Origin of the sequence: Mesorhizobium sp. B2-3-5, from assembly GCF_006442395.1 — a bacterium.
Lineage (GTDB): Bacteria > Pseudomonadota > Alphaproteobacteria > Rhizobiales > Rhizobiaceae > Mesorhizobium.
In genome coordinates this window covers 24549-51015 of sequence record NZ_VFVX01000021.1, presented here as the reverse complement: position 1 = coordinate 51015, position 26467 = coordinate 24549, and the positions used below count along the sequence as shown (strand labels likewise).

General features: G+C 60.7%; 24 protein-coding genes and 2 pseudogenes. 15 read left to right on the top strand and 11 right to left on the bottom strand.

All coding sequences use genetic code 11. The features are described 5' to 3' along the window. The first annotated feature begins 338 nt into the window (after nt 1–338). The 4 genes from FJ958_RS21705 to FJ958_RS32105 all read left to right on the top strand — a co-directional run bounded on the left by FJ958_RS21705 (nt 339) and on the right by FJ958_RS32105 (nt 2496). On the top strand, nt 339–845 hold the full coding sequence (locus FJ958_RS21705) for a hypothetical protein (protein WP_140745326.1): 507 nt from the start codon (nt 339–341) through the stop codon (nt 843–845). Beyond that, a complete protein-coding gene (locus FJ958_RS21700; protein ID WP_140745324.1) occupies nt 842–1237 on the top strand; it encodes a phage holin family protein in 396 nt (131 codons plus the stop codon). The genes FJ958_RS21705 and FJ958_RS21700 overlap by 4 nt, the downstream gene beginning before the upstream one ends. Next, on the top strand, nt 1234–2106 hold the full coding sequence (locus FJ958_RS21695; RefSeq protein WP_140745323.1) for a hypothetical protein: 873 nt from the start codon (nt 1234–1236) through the stop codon (nt 2104–2106). The genes FJ958_RS21700 and FJ958_RS21695 overlap by 4 nt, the downstream gene beginning before the upstream one ends. 141 nt (nt 2107–2247) lie before the next feature. Continuing rightward, nucleotides 2248–2496: a hypothetical protein gene (locus FJ958_RS32105; RefSeq protein ID WP_246679690.1), complete on the top strand. Its 249-nt coding sequence runs from the start codon at nt 2248–2250 to the stop codon at nt 2494–2496. Between the two features lie 613 nt (nt 2497–3109). On the opposite strand, the gene FJ958_RS21685 is transcribed toward FJ958_RS32105, so the two are convergent. Further along, nucleotides 3110–3520, bottom strand: coding sequence for a cbb3-type cytochrome c oxidase subunit I (locus FJ958_RS21685; protein WP_140745321.1), 411 nt, complete (start codon nt 3518–3520; stop codon nt 3110–3112). A gap of 1978 nt (nt 3521–5498) precedes the next feature. Here FJ958_RS21685 and repA point away from each other — a divergent pair. The 7 genes and pseudogenes from repA (at nt 5499) to FJ958_RS21650 (ending at nt 10722) form a co-directional block, all read left to right on the top strand. Further along, the gene (gene repA / locus FJ958_RS21680; RefSeq protein ID WP_140745319.1) at nt 5499–6701 is read left to right on the top strand and encodes a plasmid partitioning protein RepA; all 1203 of its coding nucleotides are present in this window, start codon (nt 5499–5501) and stop codon (nt 6699–6701) included. Nucleotides 6702–6782: 81 nt separating this feature from the next. Then, a complete protein-coding gene (repB, locus tag FJ958_RS21675; RefSeq protein ID WP_140745317.1) occupies nt 6783–7751 on the top strand; it encodes a plasmid partitioning protein RepB in 969 nt (322 codons plus the stop codon). A 148-nt stretch (nt 7752–7899) separates the two neighbouring features. Further along, nucleotides 7900–9105 (top strand): plasmid replication protein RepC, encoded by a 1206-nt coding sequence (gene repC, locus FJ958_RS21670; RefSeq protein WP_140745315.1) that lies wholly within the window; start codon nt 7900–7902, stop codon nt 9103–9105. Nucleotides 9106–9207: 102 nt separating this feature from the next. Next, nucleotides 9208–9597, top strand: coding sequence for an antitoxin Xre/MbcA/ParS toxin-binding domain-containing protein (locus tag FJ958_RS21665; RefSeq protein WP_140745393.1), 390 nt, complete (start codon nt 9208–9210; stop codon nt 9595–9597). Continuing rightward, the gene (locus tag FJ958_RS21660) at nt 9594–10112 is read left to right on the top strand and encodes an RES family NAD+ phosphorylase (protein ID WP_140745313.1); all 519 of its coding nucleotides are present in this window, start codon (nt 9594–9596) and stop codon (nt 10110–10112) included. The genes FJ958_RS21665 and FJ958_RS21660 overlap by 4 nt, the downstream gene beginning before the upstream one ends. A 129-nt stretch (nt 10113–10241) precedes the next feature. Next, complete coding sequence (locus FJ958_RS21655) at nt 10242–10442, top strand: AbrB/MazE/SpoVT family DNA-binding domain-containing protein (protein WP_246677058.1); 201 nt, start codon at nt 10242–10244, stop codon at nt 10440–10442. After that, nucleotides 10439–10722, top strand: a pseudogene (locus FJ958_RS21650) (DNA-binding protein). The gene FJ958_RS21655 and the pseudogene FJ958_RS21650 overlap by 4 nt, the downstream one beginning before the upstream one ends. Before the next feature lie 180 nt (nt 10723–10902). Here the strand turns inward: FJ958_RS21650 and FJ958_RS21645 are convergent. From FJ958_RS21645 to FJ958_RS21635, 3 genes are read right to left on the bottom strand one after another with little or no spacing between them, the layout of a single operon-like run. Then, the gene (locus FJ958_RS21645; protein ID WP_140745311.1) at nt 10903–12048 is read right to left on the bottom strand and encodes a site-specific integrase; all 1146 of its coding nucleotides are present in this window, start codon (nt 12046–12048) and stop codon (nt 10903–10905) included. After that, entirely contained in the window at nt 12045–12431 is a 387-nt protein-coding gene (locus tag FJ958_RS21640) for a type II toxin-antitoxin system VapC family toxin (protein WP_140745309.1), read from the bottom strand. The genes FJ958_RS21645 and FJ958_RS21640 overlap by 4 nt, the downstream gene beginning before the upstream one ends. Then, on the bottom strand, nt 12431–12685 hold the full coding sequence (locus FJ958_RS21635; RefSeq protein WP_140745307.1) for a type II toxin-antitoxin system VapB family antitoxin: 255 nt from the start codon (nt 12683–12685) through the stop codon (nt 12431–12433). Before FJ958_RS21635 ends, FJ958_RS21640 begins: the two co-directional genes overlap by 1 nt. Before the next feature lie 273 nt (nt 12686–12958). Between FJ958_RS21635 and FJ958_RS21630 the strand changes: the two genes are divergently transcribed. Both FJ958_RS21630 and FJ958_RS21625 read left to right on the top strand, forming a co-directional pair. Beyond that, on the top strand, nt 12959–13915 hold the full coding sequence (locus FJ958_RS21630; protein WP_140745305.1) for a DUF1403 family protein: 957 nt from the start codon (nt 12959–12961) through the stop codon (nt 13913–13915). Nucleotides 13916–13917: 2 nt separating this feature from the next. After that, nucleotides 13918–14619: an SMC-Scp complex subunit ScpB gene (locus tag FJ958_RS21625; RefSeq protein WP_140745303.1), complete on the top strand. Its 702-nt coding sequence runs from the start codon at nt 13918–13920 to the stop codon at nt 14617–14619. A 34-nt stretch (nt 14620–14653) separates the two neighbouring features. Here FJ958_RS21625 and FJ958_RS21620 read toward each other — a convergent pair whose 3' ends face one another. The 3 genes from FJ958_RS21620 to FJ958_RS32100 all read right to left on the bottom strand — a co-directional run bounded on the left by FJ958_RS21620 (nt 14654) and on the right by FJ958_RS32100 (nt 15810). Beyond that, nucleotides 14654–15187: an RES family NAD+ phosphorylase gene (locus tag FJ958_RS21620; protein WP_140533556.1), complete on the bottom strand. Its 534-nt coding sequence runs from the start codon at nt 15185–15187 to the stop codon at nt 14654–14656. Beyond that, nucleotides 15184–15570 (bottom strand): DUF2384 domain-containing protein, encoded by a 387-nt coding sequence (locus FJ958_RS21615; protein WP_140745301.1) that lies wholly within the window; start codon nt 15568–15570, stop codon nt 15184–15186. The genes FJ958_RS21620 and FJ958_RS21615 overlap by 4 nt, the downstream gene beginning before the upstream one ends. Nucleotides 15571–15660: 90 nt before the next feature. Beyond that, nucleotides 15661–15810: a hypothetical protein gene (locus FJ958_RS32100; protein WP_246677057.1), complete on the bottom strand. Its 150-nt coding sequence runs from the start codon at nt 15808–15810 to the stop codon at nt 15661–15663. A 371-nt stretch (nt 15811–16181) separates the two neighbouring features. Here FJ958_RS32100 and FJ958_RS21605 point away from each other — a divergent pair, with 371 nt between their 5' ends. Then, a complete protein-coding gene (locus FJ958_RS21605; protein WP_140745299.1) occupies nt 16182–16631 on the top strand; it encodes a hypothetical protein in 450 nt (149 codons plus the stop codon). An 81-nt stretch (nt 16632–16712) separates the two neighbouring features. Here FJ958_RS21605 and FJ958_RS21600 read toward each other — a convergent pair whose 3' ends face one another. The 3 genes from FJ958_RS21600 to FJ958_RS21590 all read right to left on the bottom strand — a co-directional run bounded on the left by FJ958_RS21600 (nt 16713) and on the right by FJ958_RS21590 (nt 24114). After that, entirely contained in the window at nt 16713–18218 is a 1506-nt protein-coding gene (locus FJ958_RS21600; protein ID WP_181176464.1) for an HlyD family type I secretion periplasmic adaptor subunit, read from the bottom strand. 29 nt (nt 18219–18247) lie between these two features. After that, complete coding sequence (locus FJ958_RS21595; RefSeq protein WP_140745295.1) at nt 18248–20434, bottom strand: type I secretion system permease/ATPase; 2187 nt, start codon at nt 20432–20434, stop codon at nt 18248–18250. 71 nt (nt 20435–20505) lie between these two features. Further along, the gene (locus FJ958_RS21590) at nt 20506–24114 is read right to left on the bottom strand and encodes an FG-GAP-like repeat-containing protein (RefSeq protein ID WP_140745293.1); all 3609 of its coding nucleotides are present in this window, start codon (nt 24112–24114) and stop codon (nt 20506–20508) included. Nucleotides 24115–24659: 545 nt separating this feature from the next. Here FJ958_RS21590 and FJ958_RS21585 point away from each other — a divergent pair. After that, the gene (locus tag FJ958_RS21585) at nt 24660–25574 is read left to right on the top strand and encodes a helix-turn-helix domain-containing protein (protein ID WP_348642212.1); all 915 of its coding nucleotides are present in this window, start codon (nt 24660–24662) and stop codon (nt 25572–25574) included. Between the two features lie 409 nt (nt 25575–25983). Here the strand turns inward: FJ958_RS21585 and FJ958_RS21580 are convergent. Continuing rightward, nucleotides 25984–26328: pseudogene (locus tag FJ958_RS21580) on the bottom strand (HEPN domain-containing protein); the annotation flags it as partial. Nucleotides 26329–26467 lie beyond the last annotated feature (139 nt).

The window sequence follows — 26467 nt, the reverse complement described above, 5'->3', positions numbered from 1 at the left end:
GTTGCCAAATTGGGTGCAAGGGGGTCGGGTTCAACCTGTCTCAGGCGCCTGTCATGGTTCCTCGAACGTGCCGTTGGTCGCGGCCGACGGATTCCCGCTGAAAACAGAACTACCGTCGAGAACGCTTCAAGCTTGGAACCTGCTGTAACGCACAGCATGTCAGCGGCACCTAAATAATTTCGACGGTTCGGAACGCTTGCCCACGTCGCAAGTTGCTCGGTGAAAAGGAGCCTGCACATGAACAGCGTCATTTACCTGATTGGCCTGATTGTCGTCGTGCTTGCGGTCCTTTCGTTTCTAGGCCTCCGCTGACGGCAGGCTCGACATGGAAGACTGACATGAACACCAATCCTGAAAAGAACTCCGATCTCACGCGCACCGAGGTCGGCGGCCAGTTAAGCGATGTCCAAACCAAGGCCGCCGACGCGGTTGCCGCGGCAAAGGACGAGATCGCCGAGAAAGCCAGGGACGTCGCCGCGGAGGGTAAGGAGGCTCTTATGGATCAGGCCCAGGGCGCCCAAAACAACCTCACCAATGCGATCGCGGCATTCGGCGGCGCCATCAGGGCAGCCGGCGAGTATCTGGCCAACAGCGATCAACGGGCGGCCTCCAAATTCGCCATGGACGCGGCCGGCGGACTGGAACGCATGTCGGCGTCCCTCAAGGACAAACCTTTCGAAGACGTCCTCACCGAGGTGCGGACATTTGGAAGTCGGAACCCAGGGGTCCTGATCGGCGGGGCGGTTGTCGCCGGCCTCGCACTGGGTCGCTTCCTCAAGAGCACCGCCCCCAGGGCTGCTGATAGGACGGCTGTCGATACGGATGCTCCGAGGACCCAGTCATGACCCCGGGCCAGGACGAGCGAAGCTTGATGAGCCTCATCAGCGATCTGTCGCAGCAGATCGCAACGCTGCTGCAGACCGAAGGAAGACTGCTTCGGACCGAGCTTTCCGAAAAGGCCGAGAAGGCTGGTGCCGGTGCAATAGAGGTGCTTGGCGGAGCCATCTGCCTGATGGCCGCACTGCTTGTTCTGCTTCAGGCACTGGTGATCGCGCTGTCGAAGACGGCGCTCGGCCCGGGATGGTCTTCGTTGCTGGTGGGCGTGGTGGTCGCCATTGTCGGCGTCGTTCTCATCCGCACTGGCTCGGCTGCCATGAAACCGTCCGAACTCGCGCCGGATCGCACCGCTGGCCAACTCAAGCGCGATGCTGGCGTCATCAAGGATCAAGTGAAATGACTGAGAAAACATCCGCTGAACTTCAACGCGAAGCCGAAATTGCGCGCGCAAGAGTGTCCGATACGGCCGAATCCATTCGCAACAAAATGACGCCAGGTCAGCTCATCGACGAATTTTCAGGGTTGTTGACCGCTGGGGACAGCGGTTCGATGTTCGCGACCTTGAAGTCGCAGGTCGCGGCCAATCCGCTGCCGGTCGCGTTAGTCGGCGTCGGATTGCTCTGGCTGATGGCAGGGCAAGGCGCGGCGCTCCCCCAGCCGGACGGATCAATCAAGCGGCAAAGCTGGGGGTCGGGTCCGGTGGAGCGTGAACCCGCAGCGACGGGCGCCAGCTCGCCGGAGGGCGGGATCACCGACGCCCTGTTGGACGCTCCCGGACAGGCGGTGTCGATGGTCGGCGATGCAGTCGAAGGGATCACCGCCAGCGTTTCGGCGGCCGCTCGCGAAGCTTCGGGCGGTGCCGCCAGATACGGGTCCGCGACCGTTGAACAGGCCACCAAGGTAACCACCGCGGCAGCCGATATGCTGAGCCAGGAACCCCTTGTGCTTGCCGCTCTGGGATTGGCGTTGGGCACCGCTGTCGGAGCGCTGTTGCCGCACACCGATTTTGAAGACCAGCAACTCGGGCAAACAAGCGAAAACATTCGCGACAAGGCGAACGAACTGTTGTCCCAAGGGGTGGACGGCGCCAAGGAAGTCGCCGCCGACGCCTATCGTACGCTGAAGGAAGAGGCCGATAACAAGGGCGTCAGCGGAGATTCCGCCTCCCTTGTGGACAAGGTGAGCGATGTCGTGCGCAACACGGCCGCGAAGACCGAAAGGAACGTCCGCGACAAGCTGACAACGACCTCTGATAGTTGGCCGACCTGAGCTTGGCGAAGAGATCCTCGACTTTCTCGTTCATCCCTCGACAACGAGCGAACTGCTTCGCCGCAGCAGCGGGTTCATGAGACGCGACGCAGGTGCTCATGATGAGCAAACGCTTACTCAGCCTGCGAGGCAGCCGTCGCGGTGCGTTATAGGCTGTGCAAGGACCTGATACACGTCGACAACCTCGTGCTCGATCTCGCTATCGGCCATACGTTGGCGGTGAGCCGATTTTCGAGCCTCATCGAGCAGATCGCCTATCATCGCCGGATCGTCGACAGCCCCTTTCGGGAGATGATCCGAAATCCAGGCGTGGAGGAAATTGGTGGCGAACCGAATCGCAGGTCAAGAGCGCCCGTCAGCCCCTCTTGCTGGTTGGATTCGATCGCATGATCGCGGCTATCAACGAGTGCCGCACCGCCCGCTGACTGACGACCCGCGGCGCAGATTCGCAGGATATCGTACCTTTGCTGGCGAAGCGTGCCGGATGGGCAGGGATACAAGTCGACGAGGACAGGCATTCGAGTAGGTCGGAATGGGATTCTTGGGCAAATTGTTCGCAGCGCCGTTCGGCAAGAAATCCGCGCCGGCCAAAAGGTGGCGATATGCGCCGGGCCACCGGCGCGGGCCCGGCGACCGCCGCGCATTCGAAAGATGCCAGGACGCCAGCCGCCACCGGTCAAAACGCCAAAGCTGCGAGGAAAAGGAAATGACGGGACAAGAACAACTGGGATCTCACCAGCGCTCCCGCGTCGGCTGTGACGAAGAATACGACTCCGCGATTCGCTAGCAAGTTCCGTAGCTTAGCACCAAATCGGTTGCCAGCCATGTCAGCCCGCCTCGTTGGTGTAAGACGCGTACCAGGAGCGGCAGCCGGGAGCGCAACCGGCAAACTTGCTCGATTGCCGCGTGTTGCCAAACCCAGGTTGGCCCAAGGCCCGAAGACGGTGGCCCGGCCCTCTGCATTCCGACACCTACCCCGAGCGGGGCGGCTATAGCGCGGATTTCAGCGTGGCGCTGTTGACAATCCAGCAACCGAGCGCGCCGTCTCGGTCGAAAAAACCACGAAGGCAAATATCAAAACCGCCGCGGCCACAATTAGCGATCCGCCGGCGACGACCGGTTCGAGCTCCGTCCTTCCGCTCTGCATCATGAGATACAGCGCCGGAAGCATAATGACGATACCAAGGGTGTAGAGGCCATAGTGGATCATGGCGATTCGGCGCGCGGCCTTGGCCGGATTCAGTGCGTAGTACCCGCCGAATATCGCGCTTGTCACCCATCCCAACAGGTTGATATGGGCGTGTGCGGGGAAGGCCCCGTGATCGCCCGAGATCGCCATCTGCAGACCGGCTCCAATCCCCAGGATGAGGAACACTATTGCTGTTTTAAAGAACAGTTCTGAAACCCTTGGCATCTTATTTCCTCCCCGAATGCCATTCCAACGGTTCGCACATGCCACGGTTCTGGGATGTTGACAGCGGTTCCAGGCGCCTCGCGACAGGCCATTAGCCGGCTGCGTTGACGGTTGGTCAACGTTCCGTCAGCGTATGCGATTATGGGGGCCTAAAAAAGGGATTTCTAATAAAAACTGCTATCTTTAGCCCGCAATGAACCTTGCCGCATCAAGTGGAGCTGAGGCTCACGAGAAGAAGACGTTAGCCACGCGCAATCGGCACCGCCATTTCACCCCGAACAGACCGCGGCAGATAAACGAGGGTGCCGCCACTGGAGGTAGGGGCTCGGGCGCTTGCCAACGGGGTGCACATGGATTGCGTTATGGTCATCCCTGTGCGGGCAACATCGCGTCGATCCCTTTCATATACGCCCCGCCAAACCGATCTGCTGTTTCGACCGACGCCGTCAAATGCCGCTGCGCGGCAGGGTTCTGAGCCTCCACCGCGTCAGGCGGAACATTAGAAGCTTCTAAGTGTTCATCCTCGGTCAGAGGGCACTCGATAGTGCCTCCGGCATCAACTCTCGACCACAGACACGGAACTTGGACGGGGCCGAGGGCAAAGAGTTTGGAGATAGGTCATGCACAGCATTATCTATATTGTAGGGCTGGTCGTCGTTATTCTCGCAGTGCTCAGTTTCTTTGGCCTGAGGAGATAGGCCGCCTCGCCGACGGTCGCAGCGTAGATGTAGCGGCCTTGGGCGGCCGAAACACGCCAGTTGTATCCCGGTCCCTCCCCTTCATCCCTTCGATATGAAGGCATCAACGATGTTGCGTGGCCTTGAGCCTTTGGGCGGGCACGCGGCGCCGGCGTTGTCGTGGAATCTTTGACGAGGCCAACGGCAGCGTTCTCAGCGGATTGCATCGGCGGTGGCTTGCTCCGATTTGTCTATGCACTTTCTAGTCAAGCTTCGGCTCGGGGAAGCTCTTCGAATCCGTCCAGCATTTTCGGGATCGCGCCCTCGGGGTCGGGAGCGGTGGGCGGGCAAGCTCGGCCGGTAGCGTGCCCCACGGTTGCGGATGCGATACTTTGAAACAGTCCCCTGCCCCGGCTATGCGTGGCCGATCGAGCCGTGCCCATTGTTGGGCGCACCGAAGCATCCTCGCCAGCGCAGCGGCGAGGTCCAAATGCACATTGTTTCGCCGGGTGATGCGTGAAGGTCGCGACAAGCGCGACCTGAACCGGGTTTCTCCCATGGGCTTGGCTGGCCAAGGGGACTAGGCGCTTTGGATCGGTTGGATGCACTTCGAGGTTCTGCTTCGGCACGCTCATAAACTGATTGCCGAATACGCCCGTCTCGCCGTCGCGGGCCCTGGCAGGAACTGGTAAAGGCGAAGCCGGGTGGGGTTAGCCGAGCACGTGGTAGGCTGCAGGTTCTCACGGACTAGCGCTGCGGCATCGCCGGTGGTTTCTTTTCCAGCAGCTTGGCGACAGGCCCTCGCCTTGCTCGCGTGATGTGCGGACGTATTCGACAAGACACGCCGCCGCCAGCCGCTTTGTAGTGATGAAGGCCCGCCGTGGCTCTCGCCGATCGTTGGCTGATGAACATTCAAGTGACTGAGTCAGGCGGAAATGTCGGTCAGATGAAGAGGGCGGCGAACGCCTGATGGACGCAGAAGTCGGTGAAGGCGGGACCTTCTACAAGGGATTGGCGGGCTGGTTTCCCGGCGCACCAATGGCAGGTGATTCCAGACCGTGCGCACGGCCAAGTGGATAGTCCAGCGGCGTCGCTGGAGTTTACTGCGGTAAATTCCTTGACGAATGCCAATGAAAACAGCGCACTAAACTCGACGGCCCTGCATTTTCAGCGCGGAACCGATCGAAGGTTGTTAACTTCTTGTTAACCCAAAACTTCTTGCTGCTGCGGCCGAATCGGAGCTTAATGGCGGTTGTTGGGTACTTTGTCTCCAAAAAGCGCCAATTCAGGTTTCGAAAAGAATGAATATCGCCATGCGACTTCCTGTCTTCGAGTTCGACGACAAGATCCTCGAGCATGGGGCCGAAATTTCGCGCAGGCTCAATCAGCTGCGCATGGAGAAATTTCCCCCCAATGCGACGAAAACCCTGCGTCCGTTTTCGATGGCCGAGGTTGCGCACTACCTTGGCGTTTCGCAGAACAATCTGAAACGGCTCCATCTCGAAGGCAAGGGCCCCCTGCCCGATCAAGCAGCATCGGGCCGGCGCTCGTACACTGCCGCACAGATGCTGGAGCTTCGCCATTTTCTCGATCGCCACGGCAGGACCGATGTGAAGAAATATGTCCCCCACCGCAAGCCGGGGGACAAGCTGCAGGTTATCGCGGTTGTCAATTTCAAGGGTGGCAGCGGCAAGACCACGACGGCGGCCCACCTCGCCCAGCATCTGGCACTGACCGGCCACAGGGTCTTGGCCATCGACTTGGATCCGCAAGCTTCGTTGTCGGCACTCCACGGCTTCCAGCCGGAACTCGATCGCAACCTCTCGCTCTATGAGGCGATACGATACGATGAAGAACGTAGGTCGATAGCCGACGTCATCGTCCCAACGAACTTCCCTGGCCTGGACATCGTCGCGGCCAATCTGGAGCTTCAGGAATACGAATACGACACGCCGCTTGCCATGCAGGACAAATCGTCCAATGCCGGCCGGCAGTTCTTCCTGCGGATAGCCAAGGCGCTGGCGGACGTTGACGATCGTTACGATGTCGTGGTCGTCGATTGTCCGCCGCAGCTCGGATATCTGACCTTGACCGCCATGTCGGCCGCAACGTCGGTGCTGATCACCGTGCATCCGCAAATGCTCGACCTCATGTCCATGAGCCAGTTTCTGCTGATGCTCGGTGGGATCCTGAAGACGATCAAAGGGGCGGGCGCTGAAATCCAGCTCGACTGGTTCCGTTACCTGATCACGCGATACGAACCGACGGACATCCCGCAGGCTCAGATGGTGGGCTTCATGCAGTCAATGCTTGCCGGCCAGATCCTCGATCACCCGATGTTGAAGTCGACGGCGATATCGGATGCGGGCCTGACCAAGCAGACACTCTATGAAGTCGAGAAATCGGCGTTCACTCGCTCGACCTACGATCGGGCGATGGAGTCACTCGATGCGGTCAACGCCGAGATCGTCTCTCTTGTCCATCGCGCCTGGGGCAGGGTGTGATGGCGGCTTGTTTTTACTGCGGTAAAAATGCGCTTTTTTGTCCACAAAATCAGCTCTCTAGCTGATTTCGGGAATGGTTGAATGGCACGCAAGGACATATTTGGCAGCGTCATGGGCTCCGCAGCTGCGGCGCAGCAAGACAAGGACGTGTCGAGCTACGCGGTGCGTGGTGCGTCGCGTTCCATCATCCAGTCGTTCGAAGAGCTGTCGAAGAGTTCGGTCGTCGAGCTCGATCCGGATCTGATCGACACGTCGTTCGTATCGGACCGCATCGGGGACGACGACGGCGAATTCTCCGAACTGGTGCAGGCAATCCGCGAACGGGGTCAGGATTCTCCTATCCTGGTGAGGCCACACCCGTCGTCGTCAGGACGTTATCAAACGGTGTTTGGGCATCGGCGCGTCAAGGTCGCCCGTGCGCTGGGTAGGCCTGTTCGCGCCGTCGTCAAGCAAATGGTCGATCAGGACCATGTGATCGCTCAAGGCCAGGAAAATGCCGCGAGAGCCAACCTGTCGTTCATCGAGCGCACGCTTTTCAGTGAGCGTATTCTCAAGAGCGGACACTCACCGGAAGTCGTGAAGTCGGCATTGACGCTCGATGACACCACGTTTTCAAAGATGCGGTCGGTTTCGAACAACATTTCCGAAGACATTATCCTGGCAATCGGCGCCGCCAAGGGGATTGGCCGTGATCGCTGGTGGCAGCTGGCCAAGCTCATGGAGCATCCGGCAAATTCCGCCAAGGCAAGGATATTTGTCCAGACCGATGCCTTCAGCCAGGTCGACAGCGATGCGCGCTTCAATCAGCTCTTTGATGTCCTGGCAGCGTCGGGCAAAACGGCGAGACCGTCGCCGGCGCGAGCACGGGAAACCACCTGGGCGCCGAAGGACAATTCCGTGAAGGCAAGGATCACCGATAACGGCAAAGTGTTTACGCTCGCCCTGAAATCCAAGGACGCGTCAGCGTTCGGTGCATTCATTGCCGGCAGGCTCGGAGAGCTTTTCGAATCTTTCCGGGCGTCGGAAGCCGAAAACAAGACAGGAGACTGAACCCGCAAAAGAAAAAAGCCCCCGAGCGTTGCCGCCGCGGAAGCCTTTCTCTGAACTAAGCACTCTGAGAATCCCATTTCCGCGAATCACTGTCAAGTGCTTTAGGCGCCGTTTCGGCGAGCGGAGATCTTTTGCCTAGCCAAAGGCAATGAGAATGGGACTGGGAGTGACGCCCTTCGGTGGGCGAACAATGACGCTTGCCTTGCTGCAGGCCAGCAACGGCACGCGCGAAATTCCTCAAGGCGCCAGCGTAGACAAGTGGCAGGTCTATCGCTGGCTTTGCGAAGGCAAGACCATCATAGGTGTTGGCGATCGCGCCCTGGCGGTTCTGAACGGGCTGCTGTCGTTCTATCCGGACAGCGAGTTGAGCGAGGAAAACGGGCTCATGGTGTTCCCGTCGAACGCGCAACTGTCCTTGCGTGCCCATGGAATGGCCGGCGCGACGCTCAGGCGCAACCTGGCGGCTCTGGTCGCTTGCGGGCTTGTCATTCGCCGCGACAGCCCCAATGGCAAGCGCTACGCTCGCAAAGGCAAGGATGGCGCGATCGACGAAGCCTTCGGCTTTTCCCTGGCGCCCCTGCTGGTGCGCGCTGATGAAATACGCCTCGCCGCCGAGCGCGTACTGGCTGAAGGACGGGCACTGAGGTTGATGCGCGAGCGCCTTACCCTGCAGCGGCGCGACATCCAGAAGCTGATCGAGGCGGCGGTGGAGGAGGGCGCTACGGGCGACTGGGGAGCTATCTGGCGACGCTTCAGGGCGATTGTTGACACGATTCCACGGCGCGCTGACCTTCGCGATCTCGAGCCGATCGTGGCCGACATGGCCGCGTTGCGCGAGGAAGTCGATAGGATGCTGGAAAGCTTCATGAATTCCACAAATCAGAGCGCCAATGAGTCTCATAGTGAGCGGCAGCAATCTGATTCAAACACCGACTCTATCTTTGAATTTGAACCTGCTTTGGAAGAAAGCATGGCGCCGGCCGAGCCAGCAATCGGGCGGAACGACAAGCCGAAAGCCTACCCGCTTGGCCTGGTGCTGAAGGCGTGCCCGGACATGCTCGATTATGCCGTGGCGGGGATAGGCAGTTGGCGCGATTTCATGATCACGGCGGCCCAGGTCCGCGGATATCTGGGGATCTCACCGTCGGCCTATGAGGAGGCCTGCCACACGATGGGCCAGGAGACCGCCGCCGTGGTGATCGGCTGTATCCTGCAACGGGCCCAGCACATCAATTCCGCCGGCGGATATCTGCGGGTGCTGACCGAGAAGGCGCGGGCAGGGCAGTTTTCGGTTGGGCCGATGCTGATGGCGGCACTGAGGGCGAATGGGGCAACCATGAGGATGACAGGATGAGCGCACCGAACCGCCCAGGACGTCCGGCGCTTGAAATTGGGGGAAAGGTGGCATATTTTTTGTACAATAAATGCGGCCATTGATGTGGCGACGGTGGACTTCATGAGTCAGGCTCTCAAGGCACCTGGGCAGATGGAACCCTTGGTTTTGTCCTATATGGACCAGGCCGGGAAAATCGGCATCGACCAGGTGGCGGACGGCTTTGGAATGTCCAAGGGGCAACTGGCCGAGACCGCGGGCCTGGCTCGCGAAACGCTCTATCGATTGGAACGAAGCCGCACGGTCAAGACGCAGGGACGCCTGCGTGAAATGCTCGAAATCATAAGTCGTGTCGCGGATTGGGCCGGCGGAAAGGAACAGGCAATGGCCTGGTACCGAGCCCAGCCGCTTCCGGCATTCGGCGGGCGTACGGCTGAAGCGCTTGTGAAGGAGGGCAAGGCCGGCGCCGTTCGCGACTATCTCGATCATATGGCTCTTGGCGGCTTTGCGTGAGGTTCGTCGGAACCTGCTACAGGGCGCATGATCCACGTTGGGCCTTCAGGCCGACATCCGGGGAGGGAGCCGCAACCAGGGGCGCGCGCTTTAATCCCAAAGGTGTCCAGGCGCTTTACCTGGCCCTGACCGTCATGACGGCGGTGAAGGAAGCCAATCAAGGCTTCGCGTATCGGATCGATCCGTGCGTGTTGTGCTCCTACGAGGTCGATTGCGGGGCTATTGTGGACCTGACAACCGAGAAGGGGAGGGGAGAAGCGTCCGTCACCCTCGATGAGATGTCTTGCGCCTGGGCGACCACGCTCAGCGACGGGAAACGCCCGGCTTCGTGGGGTGTCCATGACCGCCTGCTGTCTCAAGGCATTGCCGGCATTCTAGTGCAGAGCTTTGCGCCGGGCGCTGAAGCGGAGGATCGCAATCTCGTGCTTTGGGACTGGGGGCCAGATCTGCCGCACAAGGTGACCGTATTCGATCCGAGCGGCCGATTGCCGAAAGACCAGCTGTCCTGGCGGTAGGGATAGGGGACGGCGTTTTTACTGGCGCGCAGCGACGATTGAAATCCGGTCGACAAGGCAAAAACCTTCAAGAAATCTGGCATTTACCGAGGACTAGACATGACCGTTACGGTCACAGCAAAGGGATAGGTGACGATCCCTAAACCCGTCCGGGATCTTTTGGGGATCGTTCCCGGGAGCAGGGTCGAATTCCATCGCGCCGCGGATGGCAGCGTGGTGCTTGCTCGAGCTGACAAGAAACAGCCTAGCCGTTTTGCAAGATTGCGAGGCCAGGCCGGTGAAGGTCTCGACACCGCTGCGATCATGGCACTGACGCGTGGTGAAGCGTGACGCTGGTCGACACCAATGTTTTGCTTGATCTTGTCACGGACGATCCGAACTGGGCGGACTGGTCCGTTGCTCAGCTTGAGGCGGCAAGTCTCGACGGGCCGCTGCCAATCAATGATATGATCTACGCGGAGCTGGCAGTCCGCTATGGCGGACCGGCGTGTCGCCTGACTTCTTCATTGGTACCCATGCGGCTGTCGGCCAACTTCCATTGCTTACGCGCGATTCCGGACGATATCTCACATATTTTCCATCTGTGCGGCTGATCACACCGAAAGCATAGGGGCACGAATCCAAGAGCTCGTTCGCGATGGGGCGGAAAGCGCCATTGGTCCGCGGCGAGGTTGTGGCAAGCAAGCCGCACGCAAGCGAGCCGCGTTCCAAGTGAGCGCCGCGGCCGACAGGCGACCACGCGCCGGCTTTTCACCGCGGCCTTGTCTTCCGGAAGAGGGGAGGGGGCTTTTCAGAGCCCCGACGCCTTGGTGAGGTTGACCCGAAACCGATCGCGCCGTCGCTGATATTTTCGGGTCATCTCGGCCGAAGCATGGCCAAGTTGCTTTTGCACATGGCGCTCGTCGACCTCGGCCGAGGAGGCCAGCCCGGCGCGAAGCGAATGGCCGGCAAAGAGTTTTCCGCGCTGACCTTCCGGCAAGTCGCCACGCACGCCGGCGGCGAGGGCGGTCCGCTTTACAAGTCGGGCGACCTCCTGGTCGTTCAGGCGATTGCTGCCGACGGCCTTGCCCTGGCCAGTAACGCGCCGGAAGAGGGGACCATGGGCGATGCGAGCAAGTTTCAGCCAGATTTGCACGGCAACAACCGGGCAGGTGGCGTCGGAGGAACCACGGCCGATTTCGACCTCACGCCAGCCGGTTTTTCCCCGCAATGTGATCAGCAGGCCTTTTTCCAGAATCTCAATCCAGCCGGAAGAATCCTCGGTTTGATCGCGGCCGCAATCCAGGCCGACGACCTCAGAGCGACGCAGGCCGCCGGTAAAGCCGAGAAGGAGCATGGCGCGGTCGCGCAAGCCGCGTAAGGTTCCGCGGTCGAGCGTTTCCAGCATGGCGATCAGATCCTCGGGCAGCACCGCCTCCTTCTGGCGGGGCGGCGCGGCGTGGGTGTTGCGGATGCCGGCCATCACAGTCGCGATATGGCGGTCCTTGCGGTCGAGCGCCTGGCCACGTTGCGCATAATTCCAGGTCAGCGAGGACAGACGGCGTTCAATCGTGGACACGGAGTTCGGCCTCTTGTCGCCCGTGACGGCACCTGACGCGCAGGCGGTGATATAAAGCCCGATGACCTGCGGATCAGGCGGAAACACCTCAATGCCCTGGCGGCGGCACCAGCTCCCAAAATGCTTCCAGTCGGCCGCATAGGCGCGCCGCGTATTGGCCGAGCTTGCTGCCTCGACATAGTTCTGGGCGCGGTCAGCCAGGCGCTCCAGATGCTCCGAAACGCGCGGCCCGGGTCGGACGGCCGGAAGGGGAGGGGAGGGGGCGTCGGCTGAGAGATCCTCCGGCGCGCGGCCCATCTCCATGACGACGTCGACGATGTCGGGCATGTCGTCGTCGCCGGAAGCCGATGATCCGTGACCGTCGTCAGCCATCCTCATGCAGCCTTGATGTCCGTTCGGGAGAAATCATCGCCCTTGAAAAGAAGCGGTTCGCCGGAGAGTTTGGCCAGGGCATAAGAGAAGCAGTCGCCGTAATTGAGCGCCGCTGGATGCCGTCCCTTGCCAAAGCGGCGCCAGGCGCGGCGGGCCTGGTCTGCGTGCTCTGCGGTCACAGCCACGATGCCCACCTCCGCTTTGTGCAGCCAAAGGTCAAGATCCGCTCCGCCTGCTTCTCCGAGGCGCGCCTCGATGACCATGGCTGCCTCAAGCACCGTCGCAGCCGATATCAGGCGCACAGGATCGTCGGCAATTTTCTCGTGGAGACCGCTGGCTTCCGGCTCATTGAACGCGATTGCGGCGATAACCGACGTATCGATGACCATCAGGATGGAATTCCGTTCTCGTCATAGCCGATGATCTCATCGGGCGTTCGATCGTCGAGAACCGGCAGCGCGTTCAAGCGCTTGCGAATTGCCTCCAGATCCTCCAGCAGCGCTGCCTTGCGCGCATCAGAGCCTGTCCTCTTCAGTCGCTCCTCGAGCGCTCGCTTGGTGGCAACAGTAATGGTCTCACCCGTGCGCTGGGCGAGCTCGCGAGCCAGAAGTTCCGTTTCCCGATCCTTGATGCTGAGGGCCATATGCGGGTACCTTGGTTCCTAATTGTCTACCTTCAGCCTATATACTCTACCCAACGCCGGAATGCACGACATCTGCGGCCCTTCTCTGTGGTCGAGGGGAGCGATGCCGAGTACGATTTTTAGGGTTTTGATCGACGAGAGAGGCCATTTCCTCTATAAAGAACAAAACGAATGATAATGCAACATTATCATTCGTTTTATTGCACTGACAGGCTGTGCGTTTTGTCGCGAAAACGATGGCATAAAGCGCACCGGCATTTTACCCTCAAAAGCATGATTCGCCTCGATCCCATGACCGCCAGCCCTACCGCGCCGCCGATCGTTCCGGCCTGGGCGCTCGCCCTGGGCGGTGCGCCGAGCGATGCCGAAGCCGCCTTCCAGGCCGGCGCCGCGTTGGGGGCGCTCGACAGCCTCGCCCGCGCGCAGCCCGCCTGGGCCGGCGCGTGGCGCCAGCGGCTGGCACTTCGCTGTGCCGCCGCCAGCATGCGGCTGGCCGGCCGCGCCGAGGACGCAGCCGCCCTGCGCGATGCCTGGCAGCTGTGCCCGGCCGGCGCCGATCCCGGGCCCGCCGGCGCCATTTTTTCCGCTTGGCGGCAGCTCGCGCTGCAACCGCCCGTTGCCAGCGCCGATCGGCTCGACAAGATCGTCGGCCAGCTTGGCCTCCATTGGGATGCCGCCGCACTCGCCACCCTCTGCACGGAGATCGAAAAGCTGGCGGGGTCGCAGCGGCCGGCGCCATTCGCCGCCGCGGCGATCGCCGCTCAAATCGTCGCCATCCGGCCCGACTTCGAGCTGGCGGCCTGGTGGCTGGCCGATCTGGTGCTGGCGCACAGCCTGGGCTGGCCGCGGCCGCTGCCGCTCCTGATGGCCCAGGCCTTTGGGCCGGCATTTCGGTCGACGGACGCGCGCGGCAAAAGGATCCGGCCGGGAGAAGAGGGGTTTGAAGTGGCGATCTGCGTGGCGCTGGCGCAGGCGGCGGCTGATGCCTGCCGGCTGGCCACGGAGTTGTCGCGCCGCGCCGAAAATCTCCTCGCGGTGGCGCCAAAGCTGCGCGCGAAAGGCGCCGGCGACGTGATTTTCTTGCTCCTGAATGAAGACGCTGTGCCGGGCACGCTGACGACCAAAAAACTGTCGCGTTTCGCGGCGCGACGCCTGTTCGAGCGGCTGCAACACCTCGGTGTCGTGCGCGAGCTGTCGGGCCGCCCCACCTTCCGGCTGTTTGGGCTCTAGCGATGAGCGAAGCGTCCGCCCGCCGCAAGCCGAACGATCAGCCGGCCCTGCTTGACACTGAGCTCGAGCACTTGCCGCCGGAACTGCGCTGGCGCGAGTGGATGGGTCGCGTCGAAGCGGTGATCTTTGCCGCAAGCGAGCCCGTCCCGCGCGAGGTGCTGGCGCGGGTGGTGGGCAAAGACTGCAATCTCGAGCTGGTCATCGACGACATCCGCGCCGAGCTCGCCGGCCGCCCCTACGAGCTGGTGGCGGTCGCCGGCGGCTGGCAGCACCGGACCAAAAAGGTTTTTGGCGACGCCATCCACGTCGCCTTCGGCACGGCAGCGGGCGAGGGTGCAAAAGAGCTGTCGCAATCCGAGGCGCTTGTTTTGATGTGCATTGCCTATTTCCAGCCGATCACGCGCGCGGAACTGTCGAGCTTTTTCGGCAAGGAGGTGTCACGCGACCTGATCGGCGTGCTGCGCGGGCAGGAGCTGATCGCCTCGGGGCCGCGCAGTCCGCGGCCGGGCGCGCCCTACACCTATGTGACGACGAAGAATTTTCTGTCGCAGTTCGGGCTCGACACGCTGCGCCAGCTGCCGGATTTCGAAGCGCTCGAGGACGCCGGGCTGCTGTCGAAGGAGAAGCTTTTGGCCGGGGATATTCCGGCCGGGTTGGCTAATAGTGAGGGCGAGGACGATGTCGTCGAAGAGCAGGTGTCGTGAGCGGGCGTTTGTCGCCTTGCGATGCCAGAGACGGTCAATGACTCAAGGACCAGGACGACTGGTCGTGCGGTAGTCGGTGATCGGGATCGTGAACCGCGACGTGATCGCCGTCGACAAGGTTGGCTGGAAAGATCACCAGATTAGTGCCGCCGGCATGACGCAGCGACGGAAACAGAATGCCGCGAAGCCCGGCGGTGATGACCATGTCCGCAAGTTTCCACGACGGCGGGATTTTCTTGTCGATGCGAGCGATCTTGCGCCAGGCACAATCCCATTCCCGCCAGGCACCGTCCCAGATGTCCGGGTCGAATCCCTGCGAAAGGTCGGCCACCTCGGCGAGCGTGATCTTGTAAGCGGCAAGAGTGGCTGGCGGGACGATGCTGGCACCCTGCTTGTATTCCTCCAACGCTGTCTGAGGAGCGCGGGACAGGTAAAGCGCTTCGACGCCTGGCCGGTTGAAGCGCCCGCCGTCGATCGCCGCGCCTGCACCGCTGGTGGGCAGGAAGGCCCATTTGGGTGTCAGATAGCGATGGAAGATCTCGTCCGGCCCGACGCGGGTGACCTTCACCCGCGCGCCCCGTTCTCGAGATCCCGGATAAAGGCCAGGACTGCTTCGACCTGGCCGTCCGCGACGAGCTCGGCCGCCGTGCGATGGCCATAATCGGCGATCGGTTCATTGCGATACCAGTAGATTGCCTTGTCCACGTCGCCGGTGAGCTCCGTTGCCGCCGAGATCACCTTCACCATCTCGCGCATCCGGCCCTGCAGGCGCTCCGATGACGGGTTGCGGAGCGTGTTGCGGTGGACGCCGGTCAATTGCGCCAGATTGGCAACTTTCACGCCCAGCGCCTGCGACAGGCGCTTCGGCGAGATATAAGGAGTGCGCGGCTCCTGCAGGCTGTCGACAAAGCCCGAGATAACCGTGGAATGTGCTAGCTGTGCCTGGGCCATGACAATTCTCCGACCTCTCATACGCACAATATATGCACATTTCAACGCATAGCAAGTGAACAGACGTTTGGGCGCGTGGGCGGCATGTACCTAGAAGAGCGTTCCGAGAACCTTCCAGATCTGTTCGACAACCGGAATGCCGGCGGTCGGCGATGCTCCAATGACCGGAAACTGCACGAATTCTCCCTCGCCAGCCTGACCAACATTCTCAAGATAATAGACGGTCTGCGAACCGGGCATCGCCTTTCCGAGCCGTTTGAGATAGGCAAAGTGATCGGTCGAAAACTCGTCGGCTCTGGTAACGACTGCTAAGATGCGCCCGTCGAGTAGCGCCAGGTCGGGAGCGGCTCCCAGAAGGACAAGCGTCGAGACCCTTGGCTTCTCAGAACGTCACCGGCAATCTCTAGCCGGTGGTCCAAGCCGGGGATGGCGATGAGGTTCACGCCGAGTAATCGCTCGAGATTTGCGGTTAAGAGCCGAATCAACAGACTATTGTAAGTATCGATAAGAGATAATTTATCGATACTGACTTTTATCATCGAGGATATCGCCTGTGACGGAAGTAAAACCCAAGATAACTTCTGTTTCGTGGATGACGTACAATCGAATCAATGGCTTATGATCTTGCCAGCCTGCCCCTGAAGGTCCTAATCGGGCCGCTCGCATGCGCCGAAGACCTTTTGGCTCGCCTCGACGAGCGCGTGCACAAAAGCCCGGTCCGCGACGGCTTTTTGCAACGCTCCCACTTCGCTGACGCGGCCGCCGCGCTGTGGCTCGAAGGCGAGCTCGCCTCTGCCGAGAAGCGCGCGGCTGGTCGAGATGACCAATCAATCAGGGCAGCGAAGCAGTCGTTGAAACGATCAAGTCCGACGCGGCGCGCCGACAACACGCGATGCGATCATTGTGATGGCACGCGCCTAGCTTCGATGGCGTATCCATTTTTTGCTTTGAGGCGGCACATCGGAAGTGCCCGGCGCGCACCCTCATGGCATGCGATCGGCTATGAAAAGTTCATGAAGGCTCAAAATGCGATCGGCTATGTTTCCCCCGCGACAAACTAGCAGGGCCTAGTTCGACCATGGTCGGCCCAAGCGGCAATCCTTATGAATGACGGGAGGGCCCATAATAAATACACCATCGCGTCATTTCTCCCTGAGCGCCTCCGAAGCAACCTTGGCTAGCGGCGAGAGCAGGTAGTCGATCACGCGGCGGCTGTCGGTCTTGATTTCCACGGTCACCGTCATGCCCGAAGTCAGAGGGACCATTCCTCCGTTTATGTTCATCGCCTGTTCCTCGATCGCGATGGTGACCGGGAAGACGAAGCTCTGGGGCTGTCCAGCCTGACTGGTGGGCGCGGTGTTGGTCGTATTGGCGGAGGCTGCCGCATTGGCGAGGCCACGCTTGGCCTCCTGCTCCTCGACCGCTTCGGAAGCGATGCGCGTCACTGTCCCGTGCAGCACGCCGAAACGGGTGAAGGGGAAGGTATCGACCTTGATCACCGCGGTCTGGCCGGGCTTGACAAAGCCGATGTCAAGGTTGGCGACGAGCGCCTCAACCTGCAGCGCGCCCGCCGTGGGCGCCACGACGAGGAGCTGCTGCCCTGTGGTCACGACTTGGCCGACCGTGGTCACGGCGATCTGTTGCGCGATGCCATCGGCCGGCGAATAGAGCTTGGTGCGCGCGAGGCGCGCGCCCGCTTTGATAACCGCCTGTTTGGCTTCGTCCACCTTGCGTCCGGCGTCGGCGAGCTTGTTCTCGTTATCGGCTATGAATTGCAGGAGCGTCATGATCTTCTCGCTCGTTAGCTCTTTCAGCGCGGCGTCGGCCTCGATCAGTTGCCCCTCGTCCGAGGCCAGCGACGATTGCGATTTCTCCAGCTGCTGCGTGGAGTCGTAGAGATTGACCTTGCTGCCGACTTCGCGATCGAGCGCCTCCTGGCGGGTGCTGACGAGTCGCGTCAGCGTCTCGATCAACTTGTTCTGGTAGGCTATGCTCATATCGAGGCGCTGACGTGTCGCCGCCTTCTGCAAAATCTGCTTGTCACGACTCTGCAAGGCGCCGATGAGTTGGTTGAGGTCGGCCGTCAGCACTGAAGCCTCGCGCAGGCGGATCGCCTCCGGCAGCGCGACGCTCCAAATGATTCGTGGCTCGGGATCCGCGGCGGCTTGCGCCAGCTGTGCGACGATGACCTCGCCAGCGTTTGCCTCGTCCGACTTCGCAGGACCGTCCAGGACGGCGCGCGCTGTCGCGATGGCGAGGCGCCGGCGCGCGCTTTCGGCGAGGTTGGCATTGAGCGCGTCGCTTTGCGCGTTTTGCTCCGCGGCGGGTTCCGCGGGATCCATCTCCAGGAGCAGGTCTCCCGCCCTCACGCGCTGTCCGTTCTCGACATGTATTGCAGCGATCTTGCCGGGGTCGAGCGGCTGGATCACCTTGGCGTGCCCGGCCGTGTCGATTTTGCCGGGCGCCACCGCGTGCACGTCGAGCCGGCCGTAAAACGACCAGGCGAGCGCGGCAGCGAAGAAGGCGCAAATTGTCAGCATCGTCACGACGGGCAGCGGCGGCGCCGGCGTTTCCAGGATTTCGATTGCCGCCGGCAGAAATTCGCGATCGCGACCGGAGATGACCGGCGCAGGTCGGGCGACCGGCACCGGAAGGGGAGGCGGTATCGTTCTTTCGTTCATGCCCCGACCCTCGCTTGATCCGACTGCAGCGCCCAGAGCCGAGCGTAAAGGCCGCCTTCGCGCGCAAGGAGTTCCTCATGGCTTCCGATCTCGACGATCTCGCCCCTTTCCATTCCGACGATGCGCGTGCACGGGCGCACCGCCGCCAGGCGATGGGCGATAATCAGTACCGTGCGGCCGCGCACGATCGAGCGCATATTCTCCTGGACAATGCGCTCGCTCTCGTAGTCGAGCGCCGAGGTGGCTTCGTCGAAGATGAGGATGCGCGGATTGGTGGAAAGCGCGCGGGCGATGGCGATGCGTTGGCGCTGTCCCCCCGAGAGGTTGGCGCCGCGCTCCTCGATAATCGTGTCATAGCCCTGCGGCATCTGTGCGATGAACTCGTCGGCACCGGCGAGCCTGGCCGCCTGTATCACCAAAGCCCGCGGCAAAGCGGGATCGCCGAGCGCGATGTTTTCGTGGATCGACCGGTTGAAAAGGATGTTGTCCTGCAGCACGACTCCGATCTGGCGGCGAAGCCACCCTGGGTGGAGCTGGGCGATATCGATGCCGTCAAGCATCACCTGCCCAGCCTGCGGCGAATAGAGCCGTTGTACCACCTTGACCAGCGTCGACTTGCCCGAGCCCGACGCGCCGACGAAGCCGATGACCTCGCCCGCGCCGATAGACAACGTGACGTTGCGCAGGGCCTCGGTCGCGTCGGGCCGATAGCGCAGTGATACGCCGCGCACTTCGATTTCGCCCCGCGGCGGCGGCAGCGTCAACAGGTTCTGGGGCACCGGTTCCGGCGGCGTGTTCAGGATGTCGCCGAGCCGCGCCACCGAAACCTGGACTTGCTGGAAGTCCTGCCAGAGCTGCGAGAGGCGAAGGACAGGCGCAACGACCTGGGAGGCGATCATGTTGAAGGCGATCAGCTCGCCGACCGTCATCGCGCCGTTGATCACCGCCTCGGCGCCGAAGAGCAGGATCAGCGCCGTCGTCACCTTGCTCACATACTGGATGAGGTTCTGGCCGAGCGAGCCGGTGACGCCGGCGTCGAACGAGGTGCGGACGTAGGCAGCGAGCCGCTCCTCCCATTGCGCCTGCATCATCGGCTCGACGCTTGCCGCCTTCAGGGTCGGCGCTCCGACGATCGACTCCACCAGAAACTGCTGCGAGCGCGCGCTGCGGTTGAACTTCTCGTTGATCTGCTCGCGAAGCACCGGGCGGATCAGCACCGCAATCAGGAGATAGACGGGGATCGTGCCGAGCACGACCATCGTCAGCGTCGGCGAATAGATGAACATCACGACGAAGAAGACCAGAGTGAAGACGAGGTCGAGCAGCGAGGTCAGCCCCTGTCCGGTCAGGAAGTTGCGGATCGTCTCGAGTTCGCGCACCCGTGCGACCGTCTGGCCGGTCGCGCGCGTCTCGAAATAGGCGAGCGGCAGGCGGAAGAGGTGATGGAACAGGCGCCGGCCGAGCTCGACATCCATCCGGTTGGTGGTGTGGCTCAAAGTATAGGTGCGCAGGAATTGCAGGACCGTCTCGAACAGTCCCAGCGTCACCAGGCCGACGATCAGCACGGTGAGCGTGGACACTCCCTTGTGGACCAGCACCTTGTCGACGATGAGCTGGAAGAACACCGGCGTGATGAGCGCGAACAGCTGCACGAAGAGCGACGCGACCACGACCTGGGCGAGAGGCCGCCGGTAACGCATGATCGAGGGCAGGAACCAGCGGAAGCCGAACGTATTGGGATCGGTCCCCGCGCCGCCAAGCCGACGCGTCACGAGCACCACTTCGCCGGACGACAGCGCCGCGATCTCCTCGATCGCGAGTTCGTGGGCGATGGGCGCAACAGGATCGATCAGCCGCGCGCGGCGCCTCGCCGAACCCGCCGCCAGGATGCCGAAGCGCCCGTTCCGCAAGCCAAGAATCGCAGGATAGGGAACGGCGGCCAGGCGCTTGGCCGTGACGCCGCGCAGGATGCGCGAGCGCAGCTCCAGGCGATTGGCGCCGCGCACAATATCCTCGGCCGCCGCGAAGCGCCCCGTCAGCGCGAGTTGATGGCGCAGCTGTTGAATGTCGGCGGCGATGCGGTAGTAGCCGGCGACCAGGGCAAGGGCAGCGAGGCCAGAATCAAGCGCCTGGGCCGCCGAATGTGGATCGGCCGCGTCCGCTCGGCTCAAGACGCTATTCATCGGCTCCCCCTAGCTAGACTAAGACTAGGCCTCGTGTAAGGACCGCTCCGCTCTCCGCATTGTCCTGAGTTTCAGGCGACGCGATCGTGGATGATCGGGTCTACCACAAATTGTCCGAGCCCCGAGGGACCGCCCCCGAACTGGACTGTCCCATTGCCCTCCGTGAAATGGGCCGTGCCGTCATTGATCAGGACACCCCACGTGTTTGTGTTAGCGTAGTAGGTAAGAATGTCGGGTTTTCCGTCATGGTTCACATCAATAGCAGCGTTGGCCTGCGCATTGGATTTGATGACTCCGGCGAACGAAAAGTTTCCAGCTCCGTCGTTTGACCACCACTCGCTTGCTTGGGTTACATTGTTATAGAAAAAGAGATCCAACGTGCCACTCGAATCCAGGTCGGCCAAGACACCACCATGGAACCCGGGACCGAAGTCTTGCGATGATGGGGTAAAGCTTTGACCAGTGCCATCATTTAGAAGCAGCTCTGGTGCGGATGCGACGGAACCCTTGCCGCGTAAAATATCCGCTCTCCCATCGCCATTTACGTCACCAACGCTGACCTGTTCGTAGCCAAGTCCACCGGGCAGCACGGCGCCAGAATCGGTGAAACTTCCGTTCCCATCATTTAACAGTATTTTGTCGGGAAGGGGGTTGGGGTCCGAATCCTGTACGCGACGTATGTAGAGGTCCTGAAACCCATCACCATTGAAGTCTGCGAACATTGATCCCACGGTGTTTTGGTAGAACCCATTGCTGCCAAGGTCAAAATACTGGTAGCCGGCCGTAAAATGACCTGTGCCATCATTCATATACATTATTGAGGCATTTCTTCCATTTCGAACGAAAAGGTCTTGGTCACCATCGTTATCCACATCGGCTACCGAAGCTCCCCGCTGGAAGCTCCCCGGGAACGAGTTACCTGAGTCGGCGAAACTTCCTGCGCCGTCGCCGAAGTACAGGTGGCCTGCGCCGTTGTCACCAGAAACGAAAACGTCGCCGTTACCATCCCCATTAAAGTCCGCCACCGCTGAGCCATAGTTCCACTGACCGCCATTGGAGAGGAACGTTCCTGTGTTGGAAATGCTGCCGTCTGCGCCGACTCGGAAGATACTTCCACCCCCGAATTGGCCGTCAACAATCAGGTCAACTTCTGGAACAGGTGGCGTTGTACCGATGGAGTAGGTTGCTCCGGTGATGGTCGGAGGAGTGTTGAGCAAGATAGATACCGTACCATCGTCGGCGTTGGTTACGGCGATGTCGGGCCGCTGGTCGCCATTAAGGTCGCTGGTGGCGACCCAGACCGGGTTCGCGCCGACCGCATAGAGTGTCGGTGCCTGGAAGGTGCCGTCACCATTGCCGAACAGCACCGAGACGGAGTTGCTGCCCTGGTCTTGCACGACGACATCGAGTCGGCCGTCATCGTTGAGGTCGTCGACCGACAGCGAGATCGGGTTGGCTCCTCCAACGGCAAACGTCGTGTGCGGCTGGAAGGTGCCATCGCCGTTCCCGAGCAGCACAGAGATTGTTGCCGAGCCGCTATATTCATCGTCGGTCACGATCAGGTCGGATTTGCCGTCGCCGTTGACGTCGGCAATCGCGACCGCGCGGGCCTGGTCTATGCCTGCGATGCTCGTCGCCGCTTGGAAGGTGCCGTTGCCATTACCCAGCAGCACGGAAACGGAATTGCTGTAAGTGTTGGCGACCGCGAGATCGACCTTGTCATCGGCATTGAGGTCACCAATGGCAACCGAAGATGTCCCCGATCCACCGGTCGCGTATTCCACCTTCGGCTGGAAAGTGCCGTCGCCGTTGCCGAGCAGCACCGAGACGGTGTTGCTGGCGATATCCGGCACCAGGATATCGAGCTTGCCGTCTGCGTTAACATCGCTGCCGGAAATTCCGTAGGGTCCAGCACCGGCCGCATAGGTCGTCTGGCCGGCGAAAGTTCCATCACCTTGGCCGAGCAGCACGGAGATTGTGTTGGTGCCGCTGTTGGCCACGGCAAGATCGGGAGCAGCATCGCCGTTGAAGTCGCCGACAAAGATGGCCGCCGCACCTGATCCTGCCGCATATGAGGTGGCGGCGCCGAAGCTGCCGTCGCCGTTGCCGAGCAGAACAGAGACCGCTCCGGAGCCGGCATTAGCGAGCGCCAGATCGATCTGGCCGTCGCCGTTCAGATCAGCGGTGCTTACCCATACGGTAGCGCTTCCCGCTGCCGAGTACGTCACCTGCGGATGCAGGCTGCCGCCCGGCAGAACGTTGCCGGCGAGATCGGCGACGGCGGCGCCGACAAAGTCGAGTCGCACAGTGCCGTCGCCCGAGCCGGTGTCAACGGCGACTGTGTAGGCGGTGCCGCCGCTGCCGGCGACTGCGCTCACGCTTGCAATGCTGGCCCCGCTGACGCCGACCGAGCTGACCAGCGCAAACTGGCTGGCATCGACGCCCGTCACTGCCTCAGAGAACGTAACTGTGTAGTGAACCGTCCCCCCGTTCGTCACCAGCGGATCCGTCGCTATGAAACTCGTCACGGACGGCGCAACATTGTCCTCGTTGGCATCGGTCACATTGACGGTGATCAACTGGTCGTCAAAGCTGCCGGCGCTGTCGGTTACCCGAACCCGAACGTCGTAGAGCTCATCGTGGGCCGTGGGGCTTCCCGGATATGGCGGATCGAGCGGGCGCTCGTAGTCCGGGGCCTGCTTCCATGTCAGAACACCCGTTTGCGCGTCGATGTTGAAAAAGCTTCCATCCAAGCCACCCGAGATCGAATAGGTTAGCGTGTCCCCTGCATCCGGATCGGTGGCCGTGACCGTAGTTACCGCCGTTGTGTTCTCGACAACCGAGATCGCGGCGGTGTTGCCGCCGCCGCTCGAGGTGATCGTCGGACCGTCATTTTGGCCCGTTATGGTCACCGTCACGGTTTGAGTGGCCTGGTCGCCATCAACATCCGTTACAGTATACGTAAAGCTGTCATGGGCGATTTGGCCGGCTGCCAAATACTGCCAGTGAGCGCCATCAGAGGTATAGATGGCGTTGGCAATGGGGTTGCTCGGATTGGAATAGTCGGTTACCAACGCCACTGATCCATTGAGGGGCTGTGTGAACGTCAGCGTCTTCACCAGGTCAGGGATGCTGTCATTCGACAGTAGATTGACTGCTGATCCGGCGCCATCCTCCGGTGCCGAAATGGAGTCGGCCGCTAGCGAAACTGCCTGATCGGCGAGGTTCATTTTGACGCCGTTCACGTAGACGTCCATGTACTCGATGTTTTTAACAGTGAGATCAAAGGACGTGAAATGAAATGATTTCCCACCAGGCGGCTGGATGAAATTTTGCGCAGTAGTCAAATCTTGTTGTACATCAGCGCGGATCCACTCGTTGTAACTTAGGTTCAGGCGCAGTCTATCTGCTGTACCAGACCCGCCGTCATAGGTGTCCGTCGCCCCGGCATTCTCGGCCATTGTGTAGGCGAGAGTGTCATTGCCAGAGCCGCCGACGAGCGTGTCGCTCCCACCTCCGCCGTCAAGAAAATCATTATCTGAGCCGCCATCGATCTGGTCGTTTCCGCCGCCACCATAGACAACGTCGTCACCAGAGCCAGCCGTTATTTTGAAATTATCAAAAAAGCCGCGTTTATCTATATGATCATTACCAGCCGTTCCGTTGATTGAGATCGCCATGTGTTATCCTCCCTTTGACCTTGACGGTCCATTGTCAACATAGTGAATTCGGGGAGGTTGGCGCACGACGAACGGTCAAGTAGTATCCACCCGCGAGCAGTGCTACGCAGGCCGTGTCTTGTCTCTTTCTGCAACAGTAAAATCTTGCCGAGCTAATCTCTGCCAGAAGTCCTGATCAGCTAAGGACCATTCTAAGCGCCGTTCTTCGTGCGGCGACAGCTCCCTCGGATGTTGGAGAATGCGCCCTCGCTCCGCATGTTGTCAACAATTTAATTAGAATTGTCTAATTCTACATGCTGTAACCCCAACAAGAAGCCACTTCGCGCGCTTTTTAACAGGTTAAGCGGGTTCTTCGGGTGCAACCGCAGCGCGAGACCTATCTCTGCCGCGAAGGTGAGCACAACACATGGAGAGTCCAGACCGGTAACTTCTCTGGGGTCGATTGCGGGTTGTTAGGCCGGCGTAGTCCATCAGCGTCGCTTTGTTCGGAGGGAAAGCGATAGCGGTGGAATGGACGATGACGATCGAGGGCAGGAACGAGTTCGGTGACGTTTGCCGGAAGGCGGTCCGTGTCGAGCAAATCGACACTCTTTAGCATAGATCTTTTGTCGGCTGACCCTGCTACTCCACCCGCCAGCATGGACATTACATTTCCCATGACGGCGACATTTGACGAGGGTCGGAAATTTGACCTGGTCATTTTGCTCGTCTCATACAACGTGGCCGACGAGGCGAAGGGAAAATTGTTCGGATGGCTTCGCAGGCAATCTGCTGCTGGAGCACATCTTTGTGGGATGGACACCGGGCCGCTGCTTCTGGCCGAGGCCGGGTTGCTCGACGGCTACGACGCGACCTGCCATTGGACCGCCATGGCCTCTCTGAAGGAACTCTCCGCAAACACGCGCATCGTCGAGCAGCTCTATTTGATCGATCGCAATCGCTCGACATGCGCCGGACAGGCCGCCAGCCTCGACTATTCGATGGCTATGTTGAGACACATGTGTGGAGATGCGCTCTACCACCTCGTTGGCAATGAGCTGATCTACACCGCGCCTCGGTCCGCCGAACTACGCCAGCGCGAGATCATCAACCCTCAGCCGTTTGTGACCAACCCGCTATTGAACCGCGCGCAACGCATCATGCAAGAGAATGTGGAAAGTCCGTTGGATATCGAAACGGTTGCCGCAAGGTGCGGAATCTCCATTCGGGAGCTGCAGTACCTGTTTCAGCGGCATCTGAACACCAGTCCCAAGAAGAGGTACATCGCTTTGCGGCTTCAGCACGCCAAGGAACTGCTGCTCTACAGCTCCATGAGCATCCGCGAGACGGGCCTAGCTAGCGGTTTTATGACACCCTCCGCCTACTACAGGGCCTTCCTAGCGGTTTTCCAGACGAGCCCGCAGGAATATCGCAATGCTTTCACCAAAAAATCCAGAGTGTACGGTCGGAATCTTTATTGAGCAGCCACTCACGTGGCGGGCTTTGCCCACGCGGTGCTGCAATGAGTAGTCTGCGCCATTGCTCAACGTCGGCTCCCGAGTTCCGGTTCACAGGACGGCAATGGCTTGTCCCGTCCTGCAAAGATGGATGCTGTTGCTCGCTGCTCCATGATGTTGTCTCAGGCGTATGCAGTGGCCGGCGATGAAGATGAATGCGCCACCGTTGTTGTTCAGGGCGTCAACCTGCCAAGCCCAGTCCATTCGCAGGTGGCGCATACTAGTCCCCTTTGCCGCAAAAGGCTTCAAACCAGCGAGTTGACGTCCGCTATCGTTTTACGCCGCATCGTATGTTCATGCTTCGTGCTGAAATAGTCGCATAAAAGGCAGTCTGGAATTTATACTCGCGTGCCGCTCGCTGAGCCGCGGTACCCGCCTCGTTTCTCAATTTTTCAAGTCGGGATCGGCAGATCGATCCAATCCGATCGATGAGATCTGAGACGCGTTCTGCGAGCCATTGAAGTGCTTCATTCGTGATTTCGAAGTGCCGCGAATAACGCGCTTTCACATAAGCCTCATTGAGGACGTTGAACCACGCTACGAAGCGCTGTTGGTCACGAGGCCATGCTTCGGCAAGTTCCTGGACTTGGTCTTCGGCGAGGCTCCGGAGAAATTTTATGTTGTGAGAGGCAGGGCTGTAGTTCGTCAGCACCAGCAACAATGCCGCGTAGGCTTGCTCGATTGATTGATGAAGGAGAAATGCCGCCTCCTTGTAGTCTTTTCATTCCGCCTGTTCTTCTCGGGCTGTCGGCGTAGCCCCGGCCAAAAAATGCGCCTATCGTGGACGGAGTAGATAGACCTGACGCGCAGGGAACGCGGCTGGTATGCCGCGCCTGCGCGTCGTTCGATTAACCGTT